The 13,366-nt window shown below is 72.8% G+C and carries 9 protein-coding genes, 1 tRNA gene and 1 pseudogene; 7 read left to right on the top strand and 4 right to left on the bottom strand.

Annotated features, from left to right (window positions below):
- Positions 1–35: 35 nt before the first annotated feature.
- The gene (locus AC060K_RS11370; RefSeq protein WP_483765535.1) at positions 36–1,268 is read right to left on the bottom strand and encodes an alanine racemase; all 1,233 of its coding nucleotides are present in this window, start codon (positions 1,266–1,268) and stop codon (positions 36–38) included.
- A 42-nt stretch (positions 1,269–1,310) separates the two neighbouring features.
- On the opposite strand from AC060K_RS11370, the pseudogene AC060K_RS11365 reads away from it, so the two are divergent.
- The 4 genes and pseudogenes from AC060K_RS11365 to rlmB form a co-directional block, all read left to right on the top strand.
- A pseudogene (locus AC060K_RS11365) lies at positions 1,311–1,942 on the top strand (low temperature requirement protein A); the annotation flags it as partial.
- A 67-nt stretch (positions 1,943–2,009) separates the two neighbouring features.
- Positions 2,010–2,582: a low temperature requirement protein A gene (locus AC060K_RS11360; protein ID WP_483765557.1), complete on the top strand. Its 573-nt coding sequence runs from the start codon at positions 2,010–2,012 to the stop codon at positions 2,580–2,582.
- A gap of 22 nt (positions 2,583–2,604) precedes the next feature.
- Positions 2,605–4,023 (top strand): cysteine--tRNA ligase, encoded by a 1,419-nt coding sequence (cysS, locus tag AC060K_RS11355; protein ID WP_483765534.1) that lies wholly within the window; start codon positions 2,605–2,607, stop codon positions 4,021–4,023.
- 21 nt (positions 4,024–4,044) lie between these two features.
- Positions 4,045–5,055: a 23S rRNA (guanosine(2251)-2'-O)-methyltransferase RlmB gene (gene rlmB, locus AC060K_RS11350; protein WP_483765533.1), complete on the top strand. Its 1,011-nt coding sequence runs from the start codon at positions 4,045–4,047 to the stop codon at positions 5,053–5,055.
- 4 nt (positions 5,056–5,059) lie between these two features.
- Here rlmB and AC060K_RS11345 read toward each other — a convergent pair whose 3' ends face one another.
- The 3 genes from AC060K_RS11345 to AC060K_RS11335 form a co-directional block, all read right to left on the bottom strand.
- Positions 5,060–6,346, bottom strand: a complete 1,287-nt coding sequence (locus tag AC060K_RS11345; protein ID WP_483765532.1) for a DUF4032 domain-containing protein — start codon at positions 6,344–6,346, stop codon at positions 5,060–5,062.
- Between the two features lie 79 nt (positions 6,347–6,425).
- A complete protein-coding gene (locus tag AC060K_RS11340; protein WP_483765531.1) occupies positions 6,426–7,532 on the bottom strand; it encodes an ABC transporter ATP-binding protein in 1,107 nt (368 codons plus the stop codon).
- A gap of 164 nt (positions 7,533–7,696) precedes the next feature.
- The gene (locus AC060K_RS11335; RefSeq protein WP_483765530.1) at positions 7,697–10,003 is read right to left on the bottom strand and encodes a bifunctional alpha,alpha-trehalose-phosphate synthase (UDP-forming)/trehalose-phosphatase; all 2,307 of its coding nucleotides are present in this window, start codon (positions 10,001–10,003) and stop codon (positions 7,697–7,699) included.
- 235 nt (positions 10,004–10,238) lie between these two features.
- Here AC060K_RS11335 and AC060K_RS11330 point away from each other — a divergent pair, with 235 nt between their 5' ends.
- The 3 genes from AC060K_RS11330 to AC060K_RS11320 all read left to right on the top strand — a co-directional run bounded on the left by AC060K_RS11330 (position 10,239) and on the right by AC060K_RS11320 (position 13,325).
- Positions 10,239–12,113: a protein kinase domain-containing protein gene (locus tag AC060K_RS11330; protein WP_483765529.1), complete on the top strand. Its 1,875-nt coding sequence runs from the start codon at positions 10,239–10,241 to the stop codon at positions 12,111–12,113.
- Between the two features lie 162 nt (positions 12,114–12,275).
- Positions 12,276–13,076 (top strand): DsbA family protein, encoded by an 801-nt coding sequence (locus AC060K_RS11325; RefSeq protein WP_483765528.1) that lies wholly within the window; start codon positions 12,276–12,278, stop codon positions 13,074–13,076.
- 173 nt (positions 13,077–13,249) lie between these two features.
- Positions 13,250–13,325: transfer RNA gene (locus AC060K_RS11320), tRNA-Thr, on the top strand.
- The last annotated feature ends 41 nt before the right edge of the window (positions 13,326–13,366 follow it).

Here is a 13,366-nt window from a genome sequence, read left to right as displayed (position 1 = left end):
ATCCCACGCGCGGTGGGACGCGAACAGGGACCCGTTCAGCCGAACGTGCGGCCCTCGCCGCGGTACGTCGGCGCCGCGCCCACGACCTCGTCCCCCTGCACGAGGTGGACCAGGTCGAACCTCTCCATGAGCTCGCCCGCCTTCGCGTGCCGGAACCAGACGCGGTCGCCCACGGCCAGGCCGGGCACGTCGTCGGACCGCGCGGCCCGTCCTGTCCGGCGGAGCGGCGTCTGCACCTCTCCCGCGCCCTCCGTGCCGCTCAGCGCCCAGCCGGGCGTGACCACGCGGGGGAGGCGCGACGTCGCCGCCGGTCCCGACGCCACGTACCCGCCACCGAACACCGTGGCCCAGCCCGGCGCGGGCACCCGGCCCACGTCGAGCCCGAAGTACGCGGCCGGCCGGGCGCTGAACGCGCGGTACCCGTCGAACAGGCCGGGTGCGAAGAGCCCCGACCCCGCGGTCACCTCCGTCACGGAGGGCGCCGCGGAGCTCGCCTCGAGCGAGCCGGTCCCGCCCGCGTTGACGAGCTCGAGCGGGTGCCCGACGGCGGCGCCCGCCGCCGCGACGACGTTCGCCCGCCGCTCCCGCAGCTCGCGCAACGAGAGGCGCTTCACGGCCCGGACCGCGGGGCTGCTGTCGGGCAGCCCGGCCACCTGCGCCTCGTAGAACATGACCCCGCGCAGGCGCAGGCCGGGCGTCTCCGCGACCCGTGCGGCCAGGGCCGCGACCTCGGCAGGCTCGCGGAGAGGCGACCGGCGGACGCCGAGATGCGCGGTCAGGCGGCCGACGCCGAGCCGGAGCGACGCGTCGACATCGAGGCAGACCTGGACCGGCGGGAGGTCCGGGCTGTCTGCCCCGACCCCCTGCGCGGCCGCGGCTACCAGCGCGAGGTGCGCTCCGTCGTCGGCCATCAGGGTGATCTGCTCGCGGGCGAGCGGGTCGGCCGCGAGGCGGGCCAGCGCGGCGCGGTCCGTGCTCGGGTAGCCGACCAGGACGTCGCGGACACCCTCGCCCACCAGCCACAGGGCTTCCCGCACGGAGAACGCCATCACCCCCGTGAAGCCGGCCTCGAGGCCGCGGCGGACCAGCGGGAGCACGCGGACGGACTTGGTGGCGAGCCGTACCGGGAGGCCGCCCGCCCGGCGGAGCAGGTCCGCGGCGTTGGCGTCGAAGGCGTCGAGGTCGACGACAGCGAGCGGCGCCGGCAGGTGGGCCGTCGCTGCGGAGAGCCGAGCAGTGCGGAGGCGGGGCGAATCGGGCGCCGACATGACCCGACGCTACCGCGCCGCGGCACCCGGGGAGGGCACCATATGGGCATGACGCACCTCGGCCCTGCCCGGACCCGTCGGATGACGGGCCGGGACCCGCACGAGCCCGCCCGGTCGGCGACCCCGCTGGAGCTCCTGTTCGACCTGGCGTTCGTCGTCGCGTTCGGCGTGGCCGGTGAGCAGGCCGCGCACGCCGTGGTCGAGGACCACGTGGGCGTGGGGCTGCTCGGGTTCGCGTTCTCGATGTTCGCCATCGTCTGGGCGTGGATCAACTTCTCCTGGTTCGCGTCGCCTTCGACACCGACGACTGGTTCTACCGCGTCACCACCATGGTCCAGATGATCGGGGTCGTCGTGCTGGCCCTGGGCCTGCCCGACATGTTCCACTCCCTGGAGGAGGGCGACCGGGTCCACAACGAGGTCATGGTCGCCGGGTACGTGGTGATGCGCCTCGCGCTCCTCGTGCAGTGGCTCCGCGCCGCCCGGCAGGCGCCCGAGTTCCGCGCCACCTGCTACACGTACGCCCGGGTCCTGGTCCTGACCCAGGCCGGCTGGATCGCGCTCGCGATCGCCCCGGTGAACGTGCCGACCTTCTTCGTCGCCGGGGCGATCCTCGGCGCCGTCGAGATGGCCGGGCCGCGCCTCGCGGAGCGGATCCCGGGCGGTCTCGGCGACGGAGGCGGCCTACGCGGCACGCCCTGGCACGCGCACCACATCGTCGAGCGCTACGGCCTGGCTCGCCATCATCACGCTCGGCGAGGGCGTCATCGGCACCGTCGCCTCGCTGAGCGCCGTCGTGGAGGGCGGCGGCTGGACCGTCGACGCGGCGCTCGTGGCCGTCGCCGGGATCGGGCTGACGTTCGGGCTGTGGTGGACGTACTACCTCACCCCGGCGGCGACGATGCTGCACCGGCATCGCGAACGGTCCTTCGCCTGGGGGTACGGGCAGATGGTCGTGCTCGCCTCGTTCGCGGCCGTCGGGGCGGGGCTGCACGTGGCGGCGTCGTACCTGGGCGGGGAGTCGCACCTCGGTGCGGTGGGCACGGTCGTGGCGGTCGCGGCGCCGGTCCTCGTGTTCGTCCTCGCGGACTACACGCTCCACTGGGTGGTGATGCGCACCTTCGACGCGTTCCACGTGTGGCTGGTGCTCGGCGCCGTGGCGCTGCTCGTCGCGGCGGTCGCGGCGGCCGGCCTGGGCGTGGACATGGCCTGGGCGCTGCTGCTCGTCATGCTGGCCCCGGCGGTCTCCGTCGTCGGGTACGAGACGGTGGGCCACCAGCACCAGGAGCGCGCGCTGGAGGCCGACGGGGCGTGACCCCGCCCGGTACCCTTGGCTGGTGAGCCTCCGACTGTACGACACCGCTGCGCGGGATGTGCGCGACTTCGAGCCCTTGACTCCGGGTGAGGTCGGCATCTACCTGTGTGGCGCCACCGTGCAGTCCGCCCCCCACGTGGGGCACCTGCGCCCCGTGATCGCCTTCGACGTGCTGCGGCGCTGGCTCGAGCGCAAGGGACTCCGGGTCACGATGATCCGGAACGTCACGGACATCGACGACAAGGTCCTCGCCAAGTCCGCCGCGGCGGGCGTCCCCTGGTGGGCGCACGCCGCGCACTACGAGCGGGTCTTCACCGCGGCGTACGACGCGATGGGCGTGCTGCCCGCCACCTACGAGCCCCGGGCGACCGGGCACGTGCCCGAGATGGTGGCGCTCATGCAGCGCCTCGTCGAGCGCGGGCACGCGTACGCCACGGGCGAGGGCGACGTCTGGTTCGACGTGCGGTCCTGGCCGCACTACGGCGAGCTGACCCGTCAGCGGCTCGAGGACCTCAACCCCGAGGACGGCACCGAGGCGGAGGCCTCGCCCAAGCGCGACCCGCACGACTTCGCGCTGTGGAAGGCCCCCAAGCCGGGCGAGCCCGCCACGGCGGCCTGGGACACGCCCTACGGCCGCGGCCGGCCCGGCTGGCACCTCGAGTGCTCCGCCATGGCGTACCGCTACCTGGGCGAACGCTTCGACATCCACGGCGGTGGCCTCGACCTGCGCTTCCCGCACCACGAGAACGAGCAGGCGCAGTCGCGGGCGGCCGGCTACGGCTTCGCCGAGCGCTGGATGCACTGCGCCTGGGTCACGCAGTCCGGCGTCAAGATGAGCAAGTCGCTCGGCAACGGCCTGGTCGTCAGCGAGCTGCTCGCGCAGGCGCCCGCCCCGGTCGTCCGCTACGCCCTCGCGTCCGTGCAGTACCGGTCCATGCTCGAGTGGTCCCCGGACACCCTCGACGAGGCCAGGACCACCTGGGAGCGGCTGTCCGGGTTCGTCGCCCGCGCCACCGAGCGGGTGGGTGCCGTCCCGGCCGACGAGATCGCCAAGGCCGAGCTGCCGGAGGCGTTCACGGCCGCGATGGACGACGACCTGAACGTCCCCGCGGCGCTCGCGTCGGTGCACGAGCACCTGCGGGCCGGGAACTCGGCCCTCGCCGCCGGAGACGACGAGGGCACCCGGGCGGGCCTCGTGGCGGTCCGTGCGATGCTGGACGTGCTCGGCCTCGATCCCGAGGCCTGGTCCGGTCCCGCCGACACCCGGTACGCCGACGCGCTCGACGCGCTGGTCCGTGCCGAGCTCGACGCCCGCGCGGCGGCCCGCGCCGCCCGCGACTGGGCTGCGGCGGACGCGATCCGCGACCGGCTCCTCGCGGCCGGCATCGAGGTCCAGGACTCCGCGGACGGCGCCCGCTGGGCGCTCGCCGCCACCAACTGATATCTGACAGAACGAGGCACCATGGCAGCCACACCCAAGCGCCCCGGCGCGGTCCGCAAGGCGGGCAGCAAGAAGGGCGCCACCGTCGGCACCGGCGGTCACGGCCGCAAGGCCCTCGAGGGCCGCGGCCCGACGCCCAAGGCCGAGGACCGGGAGTACCACCCGGCCCACAAGCGCAAGATCGAGGCCGAGAGGCGCGCGGCGACCCAGGGCCGTCGTCGGCCCGGCGACCGGAGCGTCGCCGGGTCGTCCCGTGCGGGCAAGGCGGGCGCCAAGGAGACCGAGCTCGTCACGGGCCGCAACTCCGTGCTGGAGGCGCTGCGGAACGAGGTGCCGGTGTCGGCGCTCTACCTGGCGACGCGCCTCGAGGCCGACGACCGCACGCGCGAGATCCTGCAGATCGCGTCCGGCCGCGGGTACAACCTGCTCGAGGTCACCAAGCCCGAGCTCGACCGGATGACCGACGGTGCGGTGCACCAGGGCGTCGTGCTGCAGGTGCCGCCGTACCAGTACGCGGAGGCCGAGGACCTGCTCGACGCCGCGGCCGCCGCGGGCGAGCCGGCCCTCATCGTGGCGCTCGACGGAGTCACGGACCCGCGCAACCTCGGGGCGGTCCTGCGGTCCGCGGGGGCGTTCGGCGCCCACGGCGTGCTGGTGCCCGAGCGGCGCGCGGCGGGCGTGACGGCGTCGGCCTGGAAGGTGTCGGCGGGCGCGGCGGCGCGTGTGCCGGTGGCGCGGGCGACCAACCTTGCGCGCGAGCTCGAGACGCTGAAGAAGGCCGGCTGCTTCGTGGTCGGTCTCGACGCGGACGGCGACACCGAGGTGGGCGAGCTCGCGTTCGCCACCGACCCGCTCGTCATCGTCGTCGGCTCGGAGGGCAAGGGCCTGTCCCGCCTGGTGCGCGAGACGTGCGACGCCGTGGCGTCCATCCCGATCTCGTCGGACACCGAGTCGCTCAACGCGGCGGTCGCCGGCGGCATCACGCTGTACGAGGTGGCGCGGCTGCGCAAGGCAGCCGCAGCGCCCGCGTGACGGCTCAGCCGTAGAGCTCGTCGCCCGCCCCGCGGGGGCCCAGCTCGCTCTCGTCCTGGGCCTCGCCAGGGGCGAGGCCGAGCAGGGCCTTCTCGTCCGGGCGGTGGCGGAGAACGTTCTCCACGTACGAGGCGGTCGCCTCGCGGAGGGGGACGTCGCGCTTGGCACGCTCCGAGATGAACCACCGGTGGTCGAGGATCTCGTGGAAGAGCTGTGCCGGCTCCAGCTTGCGGCGCAGGTCGCGGGGCACGGCCGTGATCGTGGGTTCGAAGACGGTGCGGAGCCAGTCGTGGGCGACGAACTCCTCCTCGTCGTTCTGCCGGTCCATGGCGGCGCGGTAGGAGTCCAGGTCGTTCAGCAGGCGCCGGGCCTGGTTCTCCTGCACGTCGAGGCCCGTGAGCCGCAGCAGGCGGCGCGAGTGGTGACCGGCGTCGACCACCTTGGGCTGGATGCGCACGGTGGTGCCGTCGATGTCGGTGGTGATCTCCAGCTCGTCCACGTCGAAGCCCAGGTTGTTGAGCTGGTCGATGCGGGCGGCCACGCGCCACCGCTCGTCGCCGGCGAACGCCTCGGCAACCGTCAGGGCGTTCCACAGCTCGTTGTACCGGGACACGAGCGCGTCACCGATGGCGATCTCGTCGGCGTCCTCGTCGAGCAGCTCGCCCGCGGCCAGGTCCATCAGCTCGCCGATGATGTTGGTCCGGGCCAGGTCGACGTCGTAGGCGCGCTGCTTGGGGCTGAGCTGGCGGTGCAGGTCGCCGGTCTCGGCGTCCACCAGGTACGCGGAGAACCGGTCGGCGTCGCGGCGGAAGAGGGTGTTGGAGAGCGAGACGTCGCCCCAGTAGAAGCCCACGAGGTGCAGCCGTACGAGGAGCACGGCGAGCGCGTCGATGAGGCGCGTCGCCGTGTCGGGCCGCAGCGCCTGGCTGAACAGGGCGCGGTACGGGAGCGAGAACTGCAGGTGCTCGGTGACCAGCACGGCCTCCAGCGGCTCGCCCGTGGGCGAGCGCCGGCCGGTGATCACACCGAGGGGGACCACCGACGGGACGTCGATGCGGCGCAGCTGGCGCAGCAGCTCGTACTCGCGGTACGCCACGGACTCGCCGATCTCCTTGATGGCGATCACGCGGCCGGACAGGCGCACGAACCTGACGACGTGGCGCGAGATGCCGCGGGGGAGCGCGGCGAGGACCTCCGACGGCCAGTCCTCGAGCGGCACGTCCCAGGGGAGGTCCAGCAGCGCCGGGTCGGGCGCTGCCGCGGTGATCTGCAGGTTCTGCTGGGTCCTCATGAAGTACCTCCGTCACGACGCCGGAAGGGCTCGGCACACCGTAGACGGTGTGCCGAGCCCTTCCGGCGTGTCAGTGAGATCAGCCCAGGCGCTCGCCGGACGTGGCGGAGAACACGTGCTGCTGGCCCGGCTTGATGGCGACGGTGATGATCTCGCCCTTCTCCGGGACGTGGCGCGGGTTGATGCGGACGATCAGCTGGTCCGTCGAGCCCGCGTGCAGGTCCGTGGCCACGTCGTCCTTCAGCGAGCCGTAGACGTACGCGTCCGAGCCGAGCTCCTCGACGAGGTTGACCTCGACGTGGAAGGCACCGGCGGTCGAGGCGTCCACGACGTCGAGGGACTCGGGGCGGAAGCCCAGGGTCACCCGGTTGCTGTCGAGGTTGCTCGCGATGCTGCGGTCGATCGGGATGGTGGCGGCGCCGACCTGGACGTTGCCGTTGTTCACGGTGAACGTGCCGATGTTCATGGCCGGGGAGCCGATGAAGCCCGCGACGAACACGTTCGCCGGCTTGTCGTACATCTCGCGCGGCGTGCCGACCTGCTGCAGGATGCCCGCGTTGAGGACCGCGATGCGGTCACCCATCGTGAGCGCCTCGGTCTGGTCGTGGGTCACGTAGACCGTCGTGACGCCGAGGCGGCGCTGGAGCGACGCGATCTGCGTACGGGTCTGGACACGGAGCTTGGCGTCGAGGTTCGACAGCGGCTCGTCCATGAGGAACACCTGCGGCTGGCGCACGATGGCGCGGCCCATGGCGACACGCTGACGCTGACCACCGGAGAGCGCCTTCGGCTTGCGGTCGAGGTACTCGGTGAGGTCGAGGATCTTCGCGGCCTCCTCGACGCGCTGGCGGATCTCCGCCTTCGGCGTGCCGGCGATCTTCAGCGCGAAGCCCATGTTGTCGGCGACCGACATGTGCGGGTACAGCGCGTAGTTCTGGAAGACCATGGCGATGTCGCGGTCCTTCGGCTGGACGTCCGTGACGTCGCGCTCGCCGATGAAGATGTGGCCGCCGTTGACGTCCTCCAGGCCTGCGAGCATGCGCAGGGAGGTGGACTTGCCACAGCCGGACGGGCCGACGAGGACGAGGAACTCGCCGTCCTCGATGTGCAGGTTCAGCGCGTCGACCGCGGGGCGCTCGGTCCCCGGGTAGATCCGCGTCGCGTGGTCGAAAGTGACCGTAGCCATGATGAAACATCCCTCCACCGGCAGGTACGTGCCGGACGATCCGTCGTGTCGGGTGTCGTTGCTTCCACTCACGTGTCTGCTGTGACACTGTTGCAGCGCGATCGTACCCTGACCTACGGGGTGCTCCGCCATGACCAGCGTCTCACCTCCGGGTCATGAGCACTTCACGCGGTCTTCTCGTGGCCCTCCAGGTAGTCGGCGAGCTGGTCGAGAAGTGCGGCGAGGGCGTCGGGGTCGTCGACGCGGTGGACGGCCAGGGTGTCGCCCGTCCCCACCTTCACGGCCAGGTCACCCTGCTCGAGCGCCGCGAAGGCGTGCTCGTCGGTGGTGTCGTCGCCGGCGTACATGACCCGGACCACGGCGGCGTCGCACTCGGCGCCCACGGCGGCCCGCAGCCGGCGCAGGGCCTCGCCCTTCGACGTGGTGACCACGGAGACCTCGACCACGTCCTTGCCGTGCATCGCGCTGAGCCCCAGGTTGGCGGCGACCTCGTCGGCGGCGACGGTCACGGCGGCCGCGTCGTCGGCTCCGGCGAGCCGCGTGTGGACCACCGCCGCGGACGGCTTGACCTGGACCCAGGCGCCCTCCCGCCCGGCGACCGCGGCCTCGAAGCCGGCGATGAGCGCGTCCAGCTGCTGCGCCTGCACCGGCGACAGCTCGAGCGGCGCGCCCTCGACCCCGGTCGCGGTGGCCCGGCCCGCCTCGGCCCCGTGGCCGCCCACCAGGAACGTCCCCGCCGGTGCCTGCGTGCGCTCCACGAGGTCCTGCAGGTCCCGGCCGGACACGAGCGCGAGGCGCACCGGCCGGTCACGCCCCAGCTCGGCGAGGTGCTCGACGGCCTCGCGGGCCGCCTTGGTCATCGCAGAGGCCTTCGGGTCGTCGACCAGCGGGGCCAGGGTCCCGTCGAAATCGAGAGCGATCAGCCAGGCGGTGGACCCTGCCCGGTGGGCCGGGGTGGGGGACGCGCCGTGCGCGTCGTCGTCGGGCACCCGGGCGGCCGGGGCGCGCGTGAAGGCGCGCAGGGCGTCCGGGAAGCCGGAGTGGCGCGGGTCCACCGCGCGGGGCTCGACGGCGATGGGACGGGCGGGGAGGGCGTTCAGGACGCCGAGGAACGCCTCTGACCACTTGGCGACGTCGTCGGAGAGCACCTTGCGGCGCAGCCGGCGCATGCGGCGGCGCTGCTCGCGGGGGTCCATCGACGCGGCGGCCACGATGATGTCCTTCATCCCGTCGATGTCGTGAGGGTTGATGAGGAGCGGGCCGGGCGCGAGCTCGTCCGCAGCCCCCGTGAACTCCGAGAGCACGAGGACGCCGCGCTCGTCGGAGCGGGCGGCGATGTACTCCTTGGCGACCAGGTTCATGCCGTCGCGCAGGGAGGTCACGAGCATGACGTCGGCGGCGAGGTAGAGCGCCGCCATCTCGTCCTGCGGGTACGAGTGGTGCAGGTAGTGGATGGCCGAGTGGCCCAGCTCGCCGAACTCGCCGTTGATGCGGCCCACGAGGATCTCGACGCTCTCGCGGAGCTCCTGGTAGGCGCCCACGTTCTCGCGGCTCGGGCTCGCGACCTGGACCAGGGTGGCGTGCTCGACGTCGAGGCGTCCGTCCTCGAGGAGCTCGCCGTACGCCTTGATCCGGTGGCGGATGCCCTTGGTGTAGTCGAGGCGGTCCACGCCGAGCATGAGGATGTCGGGCTCGCCCAGGTCGGCCCGGATCTCCTTGGCCCGCGCCTGGATCTCGGGGCGGCGGGCGAGCTCGTCGAAGCTCTTGGAGTCGATCGAGATCGGGAAGGCCCCGGCGCGCACGTGGCGGCTCAGCCGGCCCTCGGAGTCCTGCAGCGTGATGATCGGGCCGCGCGTCGTGTAGTCGGTGAGGCGGCGCACCGCGCGGACGAAGTTCGCCGCGTCGCCGTTGCGCTGGAAGCCGACGACGTCCGCACCCAGCAGGCCGTCGATGATCTGGCGGCGCCACGGCAGCTGGCCGAACAGCTCGACCGGCGGGAAGGGGATGTGGTCGAAGAAGCCGATCCGCAGGTCCGGCCGCTGGTCGCGCAGCATGCGGGGCACCAGCTGCAGCTGGTAGTCGTGGACCCAGACGACCGCGCCGTCCGCCGCCTGCTCCGCCGCGGCGTCGGCGAACCGCTGGTTCACCTTGCGGTACGCGTCCCACCACTGGCGGTGGTACGTGGGCGGGGCGATCACGTCGTGGTACAGCGGCCAGAGGGTGTCGTTCGAGAAGCCCTCGTAGTAGCGCTCGATCTCGGACGCGCTGAGGGTGACCGGGACGAGGCGCATGCCGTCGGCGTCGAACGGTTCGTGGGCCAGGTCGGGTGCTCCGGACCAGCCCACCCACGCGCCGTCGGCCTGCTGCATGACCGGTTCCAGGGCGGTGACCAGGCCGCCTGGGGAGCGTTGCCAGGTCAGCTCGCCGTCCGGGGCTACCGAGAAGTCCACCGGCAGCCTGTTGGCCACCACCACGAGGTCGTATCCGTCTTTACCTGGCAATGATCTACCCCTTGCCTTCCGTTACGAAACTTCCTACCGTTCCTAGGGTAACGGGGTCGTCCGCGTCTCCACACTAACCAGGGACCGGGTCACCCGGGGCGATGAGACCACCCAACGCACAGGTCAGCCGCCCGATCAGCAGGCGTCGGTAGCGCGACGACAGGGCGGCCGACCGTTACGGTGTCCACCATGAGGGAGGTGGCCCATGGGTGACGTGGACATGGGCGAGGCCAGGCCCGCCGCGGGGACCGTCGTCGGTGGCTACACGATCGTGGAGCCGCTCGGCAGCGGAGCCATGGGCGCCGTCTACCGCGCCGAGGACGACGGGGGCAGTCCCGTCGCCCTCAAGCTGCTGCACCGCCACCTCGACGAGCCCGGCGCCCGGGAGCGGCTCCGTCGCGAGGCCGAAGCCCTCCAGCGGCTGCGCCACCCCTCCGTCGCCCGGGTGCTCGACGCCGAGCTCGACGGCCCCGAGGCCTTCATCGTCACGGAGCTCGTGGACGGCCCCACCCTCGAGGACGAGATCGACCAAGGCGGAGCGCTCGACGCCCACGACCTCTTCGAGCTGGCCGACCAGCTCGCCGACGCCCTCGAGGCCGTGCACGGCACCGGCGTGGTCCACCGCGACCTCACCCCGTCCAACGTGCTCATCGCCCGCCACGGCCCCGTCCTCATCGACTTCGGGCTGGCGCACGCCCTCGGCGACGCGCGGTCCACCGCGTCCGGCTTCGTCATGGGCACCCCCGGCTACCTGGCACCCGAGCTGCTCGACGGCGCAGAGCCCGGCCCCGACACCGACTGGTGGAGCTGGGCCGCCGTGCTCGTCTTCGCCGGTACCGGCCGTCCGCCCTTCGGCGTGCGTCCTACCGAAGCCGTGCTGCGGCGCTCGCGGGAGGGGCGTGTGGACCTCATCGGGCTGCCGTCCCGCACGGCCCGCGCGCTCGGCGCCGCCCTGCGGGCCGTCCCCACCGAACGGTGGGGGCCCACGGAGGTGGCCCGGGCGCTCCGCCGGTCTGCCGAGGACCTCGACGCCGGCGTGGCCGTGCCCGTGCTGATGCCGGGGGCCGACGACACCGAGGTGCTCGGGGCTCTGGGGGGCGACGACACGCTCTCGCTCGACGGGCGGGAGCTCGCCGTCGCCGGGTCGGTCGGTGCGTCCGCCGCGGCGGGGACCGCGGTGCTGGAGGCCGGGCCGGGAGCCGCCGACACGGCGGTGCTGCCCGGTGACACGGCGGTTCTGCCTGACGGGCCGGTGCGCAAGGGGCGGTCCGTGACCGGACGGGCGGTCGGGCTCCCTGTGCGCCCGCTCGGCGAGGACCGGTACCGGGCGGTGGGCGACGTGCCGCCCGAGCCGGAGGACGAGGTCCCCGCGCCGGTCCGGGGGAAGGGCCGGGGGGCGGCCCTCGCGCCGTCGGCCCCGGCCGTGGTCGTCGTGCCGCCGTACCAGGCGCCCGCCTTCGCTCGCCGCCGGGGAACCGTCGCGGCCGTCGCGCTGCCCATCGTCGTGCTCGGCGCCACGCGCCCCGGGCTCGCCTTCGCGATCCTGGTGGTCCTCGTGGTGACGTCCCGCATGTCAGGCGTGGTCGTGGACGAGTTCCACGCTCGCCGGGCACGACGGGGCGCAAGCCGCTTCGAGGGCACCGTCGCCGCGCTGAAGTCGCCGTGGCACCTCGTCCGGGCCGTCTTCGGTGCCCTGCCGGCCCTGCTCGTGGCAGCGTGCGCGGCAGTGCTCACCGTCATGATCGGTCTGTGGGTCTTCGGGCCCGGGCGGGTGATCGTGGTGCCGCAGACCAGCGTCGAAGCGCGGTCCGTGGGCGGCATGAACGAGCCGATCGTGGATACCTGGGTGCTGATCACGGCGCTGCTCGTCGCGGCCCTCGTCGCCTGGTTCGGGCCGGCTGGCTCCGGGACCAGGTCGGGCGCGCGGCCGCTGCTGGCGCTCGTCGCGCCGGGCTGGGTGGGCGCGGCGGTCATCGTGGGGATCGCTCTCGTGCTGACCTGGGTGGCGCTCTCGGCCTGGCTCGCCGACCCTTTGGTCGTCCATTGGTGGCCGCTGCCGGGGCGTCCCGAGATCGAATGACGCCCGGGGTGCCCGAGGCCTGATCGGACGCTTGCTGGCACGCCCGTTGCGCACGGATTTGTCTCAGCCCATGCCCAGGTAATGCGGGTACCCTGACGGGGTAGGCGGCCCTACGCCCTCGCCGAAACGTCGCACACCAGTGCGCCGACACGAAGGACCCCCATGTCGACCAGCCAGAACATGTCCAAGGCCGAGCGCCGCGACGCTGCGCGCGCCGAGGCGCTCGCCCTGCAGAAGAAGCAGCAGGCCCGCGAGAAGACCACCCGCCTCGTCACGCTCATCGTGCTGGGCGGCCTGGTGATCTTCCTCGGGATCGTCATCTGGTTCATCGTGCAGGAGGGCCAGAAGTCCACGATGGAGAAGGTGGACCGCTTCCCGGCCGGCGTGGTCGAGGAGACGGGCATCGCCGTCGGGGCTTCGGGTGCCGCGGGAGAGCGCAACGAGGACGCTCCCCGTCTCGACGTGTACGTCGACTACATGTGCCCCATCTGCGGTCAGTTCGAGCAGACCAACGGCGCCAGCATCGACGAGATGCGTGAGGCGGGCGAGGTCGACCTCGTGATCCACCCTGTCGCGATCCTCGACCGTGCGTCGCAGGGCACCGAGTACTCGACACGTGCGGCGTCCGCTGCCGCCTGGGTCGCCGACCAGGCGCCGGAGGCCTTCGAGGCCTACAACGACCTGCTGTTCGCGAACCAGCCGCAGGAGAACACCGGCGGCCTGACGAACGCGCAGCTCGGTGACCTGGCCGAGCAGGCGGGCGCCTCCGCCGACGTGGCAGACGGCATCTCCAGCGGCGAGGCCGAGCGCGAGTTCAGCGAGTGGGTCACCGCCGCTACAGAGGACGTCCAGACCCAGGACTTCTTCAGCGGCACGCCCACCGTACTGATCGACGGTGAGAAGTTCCAGGAGTGGCAGGTCGTGGGCAACCTGACCGAGGCGATCACCGGCCAGGCCGGCTGACCTGCTGCCGCACGAACGAGCCCTGGCTCCTGACACCCCTGCCGGTGTCGGGAGCCAGGGCTCCTTTCGTGGCGGCGACTGACAACCGACCGACGTGGTGAACGGGCTCGGGCTGGCGCGCCGGGAGGCGCTAGGCTTGTCCCCGGCTCGCGGAGGACCGATCCCGCGGCTGTGCCGCCTTAGCTCAGCTGGTAGAGCTCCCGTCTTGTAAACGGAAGGTCGTCGGTTCGAACCCGACAGGCGGCTCCAGTATGTGCAGGTAGGCGACCGATTCTCGCTCTGGCCAGGCC

The sequence above is a fragment of the Antribacter sp. NEAU-D49 genome, assembly GCF_057158775.1.
The sequence above is the reverse complement of the archived record's forward strand: the minus strand, read 5'-3'. Positions and strand labels throughout refer to the sequence as shown.

Excerpts from the sequence above, each read along its gene's own strand:
- AC060K_RS11370 (WP_483765535.1), bottom strand. The coding sequence starts at position 1,268 with ATGTCGGCGCCCGATTCGCCCCGCCTCCGCACTGCTCGGCTCTCCGCA.
- AC060K_RS11345 (WP_483765532.1), bottom strand. The coding sequence starts at position 6,346 with ATGAGGACCCAGCAGAACCTGCAGATCACCGCGGCAGCGCCCGACCCG.
- AC060K_RS11330 (WP_483765529.1), top strand. The coding sequence starts at position 10,239 with ATGGGTGACGTGGACATGGGCGAGGCCAGGCCCGCCGCGGGGACCGTC.
- AC060K_RS11340 (WP_483765531.1), bottom strand. The coding sequence starts at position 7,532 with ATGGCTACGGTCACTTTCGACCACGCGACGCGGATCTACCCGGGGACC.
- AC060K_RS11325 (WP_483765528.1), top strand. The coding sequence starts at position 12,276 with ATGTCGACCAGCCAGAACATGTCCAAGGCCGAGCGCCGCGACGCTGCG.
- rlmB (WP_483765533.1), top strand. The coding sequence starts at position 4,045 with ATGGCAGCCACACCCAAGCGCCCCGGCGCGGTCCGCAAGGCGGGCAGC.